This is a genomic window from Mesorhizobium quangtriensis (genome assembly GCF_040081925.1).
Lineage (GTDB): Bacteria > Pseudomonadota > Alphaproteobacteria > Rhizobiales > Rhizobiaceae > Mesorhizobium_K > Mesorhizobium_K quangtriensis.
On sequence record NZ_JBEBMF010000002.1, the window covers coordinates 1,448,318 to 1,458,773 of the forward strand.

General features: G+C 59.2%; 6 protein-coding genes. 2 read left to right on the top strand and 4 right to left on the bottom strand.

The window, feature by feature from the left end; translation table 11 throughout:
- Positions 1–18: 18 nt before the first annotated feature.
- The 3 genes from ABMA32_RS15685 to bcsN all read right to left on the bottom strand — a co-directional run bounded on the left by ABMA32_RS15685 (position 19) and on the right by bcsN (position 5,658).
- On the bottom strand, positions 19–2,385 hold the full coding sequence (locus tag ABMA32_RS15685; RefSeq protein WP_349014678.1) for a cellulose biosynthesis cyclic di-GMP-binding regulatory protein BcsB: 2,367 nt from the start codon (positions 2,383–2,385) through the stop codon (positions 19–21).
- Positions 2,382–4,583: a UDP-forming cellulose synthase catalytic subunit gene (gene bcsA, locus ABMA32_RS15690; RefSeq protein WP_349014679.1), complete on the bottom strand. Its 2,202-nt coding sequence runs from the start codon at positions 4,581–4,583 to the stop codon at positions 2,382–2,384. Before bcsA ends, ABMA32_RS15685 begins: the two co-directional genes overlap by 4 nt.
- 205 nt (positions 4,584–4,788) lie before the next feature.
- Positions 4,789–5,658, bottom strand: coding sequence for a cellulose biosynthesis protein BcsN (gene bcsN, locus ABMA32_RS15695; protein ID WP_349014680.1), 870 nt, complete (start codon positions 5,656–5,658; stop codon positions 4,789–4,791).
- Here bcsN and ABMA32_RS15700 point away from each other — a divergent pair.
- Positions 5,657–7,141 (top strand): NAD(P)/FAD-dependent oxidoreductase, encoded by a 1,485-nt coding sequence (locus ABMA32_RS15700; RefSeq protein ID WP_349014681.1) that lies wholly within the window; start codon positions 5,657–5,659, stop codon positions 7,139–7,141. The genes bcsN and ABMA32_RS15700 overlap by 2 nt on opposite strands.
- The gene (locus ABMA32_RS15705; RefSeq protein WP_349014682.1) at positions 7,142–8,044 is read left to right on the top strand and encodes a glycosyltransferase family 2 protein; all 903 of its coding nucleotides are present in this window, start codon (positions 7,142–7,144) and stop codon (positions 8,042–8,044) included.
- A 413-nt stretch (positions 8,045–8,457) separates the two neighbouring features.
- Here the strand turns inward: ABMA32_RS15705 and ABMA32_RS15710 are convergent, their stop codons facing one another.
- Positions 8,458–10,107, bottom strand: a complete 1,650-nt coding sequence (locus ABMA32_RS15710; protein WP_349014683.1) for a caspase family protein — start codon at positions 10,105–10,107, stop codon at positions 8,458–8,460.
- Positions 10,108–10,456: the final 349 nt, after the last annotated feature.

Here is a 10,456-nt window from a genome sequence, read left to right on the forward strand (position 1 = left end):
ATTTTGCCGGCCCGGGCATTAGCGCTGCCTCCCGAAGGCAGCCAGCAGACCGGCGGTCGCAAGGCCGAGCACGATGGACAGGATCGTCAGGACGAGGCCGTAGGACAATGCATTGCTCGACAGCCAGTTGGCGGCGATGAGGCGATAGTTCCCGAAGGAAAACGGCACGGTCTCTATGAATTCGAAGCTGTCGGCTGCAATCCGTGAAACGTCGTTGTTCGTCGCGTTTATCGTTGTGATGTGTCCGCCGAGCTGACGCCAGTTGGTCGCGGTCGTCAGTTCCTCGACGCCTTCCTTCAATGCTCCGATGGTGGGCGCGGAAATCAGCGTCCATGTGCCTGTGCCGGCGGGATTGGGACTGGCGGCAACCAGCAGGCTGGCGTTCCCACCGGGCACGAATGCTGGCTCCTCGGCGCGGAAAATGCGAAATGTGTCCATCGAGACGTTGAAAGTCCCGCTCAACCATTCCTCGAACCGGCTGACCTGGCCGCGCCATCCGCTCCCGCGCAGCCTGTCACGCCACTGCTCGAACGTGGCCTGAGTGTCGGGTTTGATCGAGGCGACGGTCTCTCCCCACGAGGTCCGGCTTTCGTCACTGATGCCAACCTGTGCGAGGACCATTGACGGTGCCTGCGAGATGGCGACGAGAAAGATCGCGTTGCGATCTGCAATCGACGCCACCGAAGCATTGGTGTCCACAGCTATCAGTCGGCCAGCCGACACGGCCATGCGTGCGAGCAGCGTCGCGGCTGCGGACAGGGACTCAGGTTGCGCACGGTCTATCACAAGCGGAACAGGATAGTCGGCACGGCCATAGGGAAAACCGGTTCCGCCAAGGCCTGACAATTCCGGTGTCCTTCCTATCCGCGCATAGTCGGGCAGGACGAGCTCGGAGGTGTCGAAAATCACGAACCGCCCGTTGTCGAGCCCGGTGGCGCCTGGCGCACAGAGCTTGTCTGCGCCGGTCAGCAGCACCGCCTCGATGGCAATCGTGTTTTCGCCAGGCCTGAAGTGGCGCATGGTGACCTTGATCGGCAGATGCCGGAGGATTTCACCGCCGCTTGTGGTGATCGGCACGGTGGCGGCGATATTGTCATTCACATAGATGTCGATGTGGCTGCCTGGCTGGACTTCCGCGGAATAGGCCGCGTCGAGAAGGATCGTCATCTCGCCATAGGCCTTGGCATAAAAGTCCGCCGGCACGCCAACGGTGAAGTCGGTCCTGGCTCGGCGTCCCGAAAATTCGAACGTATTCACGCCGAGATTCGAGAATTGAAGCGTGGCGGCGCCGAACAACATGGGGGCGTCCGGTATCCGCCAGGGGCGCGTCACGATGGAGGTGCGCTGGACGTCGATCGGACGGTCCACCTGCTGGCCGAGGCTATTTACCGCGTCTGACACCGCCTGCCAGGTCGGTCCGGTCACCACGAGTGTTGAGGGACCGAGATTGGGATCGTTGACCAACCCGATGGCTGGCGCCGATTCGGCTCCCGGGGGCAAAGTCGACAGAACGCCGGCCAGTTCGGATACCGTCCCCACCGCTACATTCGCCTGACCCGCGGACGGAGCCGCACCCTGCGTTTCCGAAATGGCGAAGGACTGGTTCGGCATGTTCGCCATCAAAGCGAGGGTTTGCGCCAACGTCATCACGACGGGGCCAGAAGTCGCCTGCTGCACGGACGGCACGACAAGATTGAAACGTGTAGCGCCCACTGCGTTGACACCGATTGCCCGGATATCGTCGACGCGCCTCCAAATCGTGGTGCCCGGCATGTCGAAGGAAAGAAAGGTGTCCTCGGGCACGATCTGCGTCCACAGTTCGTATGTCGATTCGATTGTGCAGTCGGTGCGGTGACGTTGGAAGGCTTCAATGACGATGTCGTTCATGCCGGCGTGCAGAAGACCGGCGGGCATGTCCGCAACCAGTCCTGATGGACTGTCGGGAGACGCAATCGGGCTGTCGAGAAGGTTCGTCCCGTTCACCGTCAGGCGCAATCGCGATACCTCGGGCGCGATGACGATGGCGTTCTGATAGCCGAGGTTGAGGCGAGCCGGAGACGCAGCCTGCTCCGGCGTGAGGTAGACCGACCAGGACCGACGCGCGTATTCGCCCGGGAGCACGAATTCGGCGAAGGGTATGAGGTATCTCCGCCCGGGTTCTGCAGATGACGCGGCCGACGGTTGGGTTGCGCTGGGAATAGCCGGCTCCTGCGTGACCGTAGCTGGCACTGCCGGTGGCTGTGCAAGCTCTGGCTGGCTGGGAACAGGCGAGGTCGGCGCGGCCTCTGCGGGGCGTTCGGAAGACATGTCGAAAGGCTGCACCTGAGCGAGTCCCGGCGCTGCGGCGGCAAGAAGAAGACAGAACGGCCAGACCGCCCTTCTCACGCGCGATGCTCCGCAACAGCTGTCGCAGCTTGGCCGGACTGCTTCCGGTTCCTCAGGGCGCGCCAGAGATAAACCAGGCCACGATAGGTCTGGAACAGGGCAAGGCGCAGGAAGCGCACAGTTCCCCTGATCAGGCCGGGGTTGCCGCGCCGCGAGAGCTGGAACTGTTCCCACTGCTTCGAGTTCGCAAAAAGCAGATCTGCAATCAGCCGGTGATGGTTCGCCTCGCTCGGATGGTAGTAGCATCCGACTGCGATCGAATCCGACGTACGTTCGAAATTGCGAATGGTCACCGGAAGCACGCCCTCGGTCCCGTCGGCGTACATCTTGAAGCGGATGGACGACACGTTGCCTTTGGCGAACTCGTCAAGGCCGGCGCCATAGACCAGAATGCGGGTACCGTTTACCGAGACATCTTCTATCGACGCCTTGAGCCAATGTTGGCCGATCTGGAAATCACAACGACGGCTTACTTTGACGCGGCGCGAGGACGCTCGTTCTCCGCGTTCGGAAACGACACCCAGCGCGCAGCCGGCCATGATCAGGTTGATGAGGTTCCAGCCGCCGACAACCAGCGTCACGTCTGCCTTGAAGGGTTCGGCGTACACCTTGTAGACGGTCATCGCGACACCGATCAGCAGCACGCCGAAGATGATGAAGAACGGCATGCCGATCTCGGAAATCCTGCTCGTGGAGATCGACTCGTCCTTCGCCGTCACCTTGAAGGTCGGCTTGCGCGGATTGAGAATGACGGAAACAACCGCCGGAAGCAGGTGAACGGTCTGGACGTATTCGTAGAGCTCGGAAATCCACGGCCAGCGGAACGCCCCATAGAGATAGTTCTGCATCATGAGGTTCACGATCATGTAGGCCAGCGTGTAGGCCATGAACTCGCCGCCCGACGCGGTGAATATCTGCAGATCGAAGAACAGGTAGAACAACGGTGCGATCAGGAAGATCGCCCGCGGAAACGGGAACAGCCAGAACAGCGTGGATGACGCGTAGCAGAGCCGCTGAGGAATCGACAGGCCGCGCTTGAATGGCGGGAAGCGGAAGCGCAGTATCTGGATCATGCCCTGCGCCCAGCGGCTGCGTTGGCCGATAAAGCTCGCGAAGGTTGCAGGCTGCAGCCCCGCGATCAGTGGCTTGTCGACATAGACGCTGTTCCAGCCGCGCGCATGAAGCTCGACGGCCGTTTCGCAGTCCTCGGTGATCGAGATGCCGCTGAAGCCGTCGGTCTCGAGCAGCGCGGCGCGCCGGAGCACCGCCGCCGAACCGCAGAAGAAGGAGGCGTTCCATTTGTCGAGGCCGCGCTGGATGATGCCGTAGAACATCTCGTTCTCCGACGGCATCTTCTCGAAGGTGCGCAAGTTGCGCTCGACTGGATCAGGATTGAGAAAGAAGTGCGGGGTCTGCACCAGGAACAGGCGTGGATCCTCGCCGAAATAGCCGACGGTTTCCCTCAGGAAATCCCGCGCCGGCGCGTGATCGGCGTCGAAGACGGCGACGAGTTCGCCCGTGGAGTGAGCGAGGCCGTTGTTCAGGTTGCCGGCCTTGGCGTGTTCGTTCCTCTCACGCGTGAGATATCTGACGCCGAGGTCGGCGGCGAGCTTCTGCAGCTGGGCATGGCGCCGTTCGGCCTCGTTGGCTTCCCCAATCCGCTCCGAGTTGCGCTTCTGGAGTGTCCCGCCGTCGTCCAGCAGCCAGACGGTCAGCTTCTCCGGCGGGTAGTCAATCGCCTTGGCGGCCGCCATAGTGTTGGCAAGAAGCTCGGCGTCCTCGTTGTAGGTCGGAATGAAGACGTCGACAGACGGCAGGTCGGCGTCATCCCTCCGTACGCGTGACGGACGCGGCGCAAGCGGCTGCGCGACGACGAAGAGGCTGAGCGCCAGCATCAGCACGCTGTACATTTCGGCGAGATAGAGCAGGAAGCCGGGAATGAAGTTCTCCAGCTGGTTCAGCGGCGGCAAGGTGGATGTGGTGCGCCAGTATACGTAGCGCAGGACCACGGCAGTTCCGAAGGCCAGCGCGATCAGCCGCCAGATGCCGTCGGGCCGCAGCAGCTTCAGGATCATCATCGCAACCAGGACCGACATCCCGGCGACAAGCTGGGTCTCGAGGCTTACCGGCAAAGTGATCAGGGCAATGACCGCCACTGAGGCCAGCGCCCAAAGCATGGTGATGATGATTTTTTGCATACCCGGAGCCCTCAAGCTCCCCGCTATCGCCCGGCCGGCGGCCGGGTTTCGAGTCGCCGGTCCGGTGTGCCCCTCTGCACCCGACCATGGACCCTCGACAGAGGGCGCTCGCATATGAAACGGCAGATCAAGCCGTCCTGGTCTCACCGAACAGGAACAGGGTTAACAAACTCCTAACAGGAGCCATAGTTGATGAATTGTCGGCCTAATTGCAGGCCGTTTGCGCGGTGCCGAGCTGGCAAGGTGGCGGCGGGACAAGCGGCGACGCCTGCCGCGGGGCGGATCCCGTCGTCGATGCGGCGACCGAATCGCCGGGCGGAGGCGGAACGACAGGTCCGACCGGAGCCGGCAGTTGCGCAGGTATCTGCTGCGCGGTCGATGGCGGGGATGCGGTTCTGGCGGCTGCCTGAGGTTTCGGCTGCGGTTCGTCAACTACCGTTTCGAAGCGGGATGCACTCACCGGATAGATCGGCGCACCCGGTCTGCCGAGTATCTCATCGGGTGGCAGGGGTACGCCGAAAGGGTTCCAGTTCCTGTCCTTGAAAGACGCGCTGATCGTGAAGCCGTACATCGACTGGAGCAGGCGCTGTTCGGACGCGGACCCGTCACAAAGCCTCAGCCGGACCTGTATGGATCCCCTGTTGCCTATCCACGTCTGGGCAAAGCCCGTCGACGTGATCCGTTGCCAGCCGTAGAAACATGTATCGCCAGCCTGGGTGCGGCCGACCGCGTAGCTGAAGGCGCCATACTTGTTCTGGACGTAGTAATTCGAGGTCTGCATCCTGACACCGGGAAACAGTTCCCGCATCTCGGCCTGGACGTTCTTTGCCGGCAGGTAACCGGGACGCAGACCCTTGCCGCCGGCAAGCGGCGTCTCAACGGGGCCGAATATCTGGATCCGCAACATGTTCTGGCCGGAGGTGGCAGCCGACGTCGCAAGCAAAACATCCTGCTGCGTGGCATTGGCATATCTGGTTTCCAAGACCGCCGTGACCGCAGGGCCGCCGACGTCAGGCAGTGCGAAAGCCTGTTCGTTGGGAACAATGCGCGTCTGGTCGTCGCTGCGCAGGGGCATGCCCTTCGAACAGCCGGCCAGCAGCCCCAATGTAAGCACAACCGCCGGCCCAACCAGTGAGGCCGGCCTGCTTGTCTTCAAACGGCACACTGAACTGCGCGGCCGCATTGCCGATTCTGCAACCGAATCAATGTCCATCGGCCGAAGTTATGTGATTTGCCCAAATCGAAAAAGCGCGGGTATCCAGTTCCGTAACCGCGCCATCGTTGCAGGCCAAGCAAAGGAGGCGGTTCCTCGATATATTAAGCCCCTTGGCTCAGTTTCTCCTTGGATGGCGTCTGTCGTTGCGGTAACCCGAATTCGAAAAGTTTGTTTCGGGGCAGCAAGCATGACTAAAGAGGTGGCCGTCATAGGAGGCGGCCTGCAGGGGGTACTTGCTGCTATTGCTTGTGCGAAACGGGGGTTCAATGTCGCGCTTTTCGAGCGCGATCCTTCGATACTTCAGGGTGCAAGCCGTAACAACGAGGGAAAGGTTCACCGAGGCTTCACCTACGGCCTTGATGATACTGGCAAGACGCAAGCGTTGATGGCGCAGTACGGAAGCGCTTTCGGCAAGGCTGTCGCGGATTTGCTCGATTTGCCCGCCGACTCTTTTATCGTCGCTCGCGAGGTTGTGTATGCACGACATCGGGACTCCCTGATTTCGGAAGCAGGCACAGCGAGGCACTTCGAGATGGTAGCGCAACTACAGGAGGATCAAGTTCCCTCTGCGATGCGCCCACTGCCCAAGCACGAATTGCCTAGACGCTTCGGCGGCAAGGTCGACTCCGCCTATGTCGTGCCGGAGGAGACGATCGACGTGGAAAAACTCTGCATCGCCGCCGCTGAAGCGCTCGGGCGTTTTGCAACCATTCGGGCGCATACAGCAGTCGATGTCTCTCATATCACTCCGGATGCGACGCCCTCAGTGATAACTTCAAGCGGCGGCTCCTTCGGGACATTCCATGCAGTCATCAACTGCGCTTGGGACGGACTTCCCGAGATTGATCGCAGGAGCGAGTTTGCTTCGTTCGGTTACTGCCTCCGAGCCAAGGCCGGCTTCATTACGAACGTCGAGGCGGGAATGCCCGATCGCCCAATCACCTTCTGCTTCGGTCCGTTTGGAGATATCGTACCGCTGGACAGAAATTCGGCTTACATTTCCTGGTATCCAAGTTGTTTGATGGGCTTCACGACCGACCTGGCACCAGGCAGTGGCTGGTTTGCCTCGCTGCGGAGCAGGTTTGATTTCGGCGGTGCCTACGACAATGCCGTGCAGGCTTTCGAAAGCCTGTGCCGGGGATTGAGACTTTCGCGACGCTACGAGAAAGCTCTCGCCGGTGCGATCCTCGCAATAGGCAGCACCGACATCGACGATCGCGAAAGCAAGCTTCACGAGCGCACGCGAATCGGTATCCGCCGTCGTGGCGCACTCCTCTCCGTCAATCCTGGCAAGCTGACCATGACGCCCCGATTGGCGATGGAGCTGGCGGAGCAACTGTAAATGCGGGGAACGCCTGAGGTAACGATCGGTATTCCTGCATACAATGCAAGCTCATTCTTGGAGGAAACGGTTCGATCGGCCCTCGCACAGACATGGCCGCACAAAAGAATTTTGGTTTCCGTCGATCGCTCGGACGACGATACCGCCGAGCTTGCCCGAGAGATGGCTTCTAAATGGGGTCTGGACGTTATCGTTCAGACACAAAGGATGGGCTGGGTTGCAAATTCAAATGCCGTTTTGCAAGCGGCGAAGTCGCCGTACATGATGATCCTTCCGCACGACGATCTCTTGCTGCCCAACTATATCGAGCGGTGCGTCCAGGCCCTTCAGGAGCGACCGGACGCGGTTGTAGCATGTAGCGATATTAGTACCTTTGGCGACCTCTCCCTGCATATCCCGCAACTGGAATTTCTTGGTCCACAAGCGGAGCGTGTCGAAAAAATGGTGCGTGATGGCTTCGCTGCTGTTGCGTATCGCGGCGTTGTCGATCGCCGGATGCTTGGCGGGCGTTTCGTCCCCGACATAGCGATCGGAGATTTTGCAGCGGATACTCTTTGGCTCGCCCGAATGAGTGTCGCTGGCGAAGTCATCCGAGTCCCAGAAGTTCTTTATCGAAAACGGATGTATCGGAACTCGACACATTCCCAATGGAAAAATTTGTCACGACGCAGGAACAGACAACAATGGCTCGCGCACACTGCGGAACTTGAAATGGTTGTCCATGGGGATGCGCCGCAACTAATAAAAGATGCCAGAATACGCATGGCGTTCAGCGACAGGGCGCGCCGAAGAGGAGCCGCGTACTTTGAACGCGACGCTCCGATAAGAGGAATAGCAGCTCTTTTTCCCATGCTTGCGGCTCGGTTTGCCCGTTGGCAAGGCAAACTCAATTGCCTGCGATAGATAGTTGCGCCCGCAAGCTGTTTGAATTCCGCTGGACCGCCGCGTATCCCTGAACACTGCGATTTCACGCCGGGCATCATCCGCGAATTGGTGACCCGATGGTAACCCGATCCTTCGGCCGGTCTCCTAATTTTCGCGATTTCGCCTGTCCGGAAAGCACGAAAGCCGCGGAGAACCGCGGCTTTTCGATGTGGAGATAATTGGAGCGGGTGAAGCGATTCGAACGCTCGACCCCAACCTTGGCAAGGCAAAAATTGAGCCGTCAAAGGAGTTAGCTGCAGTTCATTGTGGTATTACAGAGTGCGCGGGAGAACGCGCTTCTGGCATCCAGCGATGTCGAACGGCATAGAACGCAAACCGACGCCTGCGAACTATTGTGCACCCTAGAGACGGTGACCGCGCGGTGACCGTTGTCATTGCTGGCCGAACAGCATTTCCAGGAAGGAGTCATTTGATGGATTTCCGGCTGAGTTGGTGGACGTTGGCGCTCCTGTGTTTTCTGATGAGGTTGGTGGACCACCGTTCCCATTTGATGTCACACCAGCATTCTTAAGCCTCACCAGACTTTCTGCGGAGCCGTTCCATCGATCCAACGCAGCTGTCACAATCTCTGAACCCGCGGTCCCTTTTTCGATTGTGATCAGAGCGCGGCGACCAGTGTTGTAAACAACCGGAATGTCGATCCAACTCCTGTCGCGCAAGAGAGCCATATTGGCATCGATCTCAGCTTCATTGTCGTTAAGAGCTACAAGGAAGAAGCCATCCGCGATCTTCGCCGGGATCCCGACTAAAGGTTGGCCAGCCTCTTGCTCTGCATTTTTCATCGCGATGCGGAGGATATTGTCAATACCGCCGCCGGCAAACCCGTCCGGAGTAATAAACATCATTTCAATGATATGACTCGTCGGCAATGTCTTGTCAGCGTTTCGCTTTATTGTCAGGCGAAGTTGGACATCCTTACCGGGTATTGTCACCTCCGCACGTATCGCCGGTTCCGGTGGATTGTCGCCGCCGGGGGATTCTTGAATCTCGGACCAAATAGCCGCACCAGGGGTGGCGGTGCCATCGACGCTGTTGGTCCGCTCCTCATACATTATCGCCCTTCCGCGAACGACGATCGGGCTGGGCCGGTCGTTCTTATTTATGTCCGGCGCAAGAGCAAGCATGACGTCGGGCTCTATAGCTTCGCTTCCTTTTGGAGCCGTAGGCGTTGCTGCTGAAGAAGCGACAGCTCCATCTGCGCATAGCTGGATCGCTCGCTCCTTTGCCAAATCAACAAAGTAGGAATTGGGGTAGCGCCGGCCGAAGGCCTGATAGGCTCCGCAAGTCCCAACAGCGACAGCTTGGTCGTAAGCCGCACTATCCTCTTCTTGCGGAACGAGTACCAAAGGCTTCGACAAATCGTCTCGTCCTATTTCTGGCCTTTGTGACCCATTGGTTTCTGCCGTGACAGCAAGACGAGCCTCTCGAAATGCGTCATCTACTCGCAGGCCGGCCTTAACGATATTGTCAGAAAACGCGCGAGCGAAGGGACTGCCTTTCCCGGGCTCCCCATCGGCAGCAACATCACCAAGTCTTGTAGACAGACCGACAAGGACGTTCTCGCCGACGCTTCGGTCGATGGCTACTGCACTACGTCCGCTACCACCAACTGCACGAGTGATCGAAGGATCGTTTCGACATGCATCGACAAATATCAGCGTAGTTTTCACCGCTTCGGAAAATGCTGCGATGACATCGTCAAGCGGAAGGCCGTAGTGTCTTAGAGACCTTTCCGATGTTGACGTGACGTCCGCGTCCACACCCATGAGAAAGTTTCGTGGGCCACCTCTATCGCTGACCGCAAAGCCGTGCCCAGCATAATAAAATAGAGCGATGTCTGCACCACGCGCTAGATCAGAAAATTGTTTAAGTTCCGCTTCTAACCTGTCGATTGTCGCGTTTTCGACAACCGTGACTTTGAAACCGATGGTGTTAAGTGCACGCGCCACCAGTTGTGAGTCATGCAACGGGTTCGACAGAGGAGCCTGTTCATATGCCGCATTGCCTACAACCAAAGCCAACCGCGTCTCCGCAGCGGCTGGCAAAGCGAATATCGCCAATACAAACAATGACCATATGCGCAATCTCAACAGGAGCCCTCCGAGTAATTCAGCGCAGCTTATATAATATCCAAAGAGGGTAGAGTACAAACCTGGTCAGCTTTGCGCCTCGTGCACGAACCCGCTTCGCGGGAGGGGCGCCTTGGCCTGAGATGGCGTAGTATTCGTAGCCTTTGAGCAGGTGGCGGCGGGCGAGCCGACCATGGAGTTCCCTTCAACTAGAGGAACTCGCCATGGCTACCCCGTCGACCGATGCACCTATCTCGCCGCTTCGCCAGCGCATGCAGCACGACATGCTCATGCGGGGTCT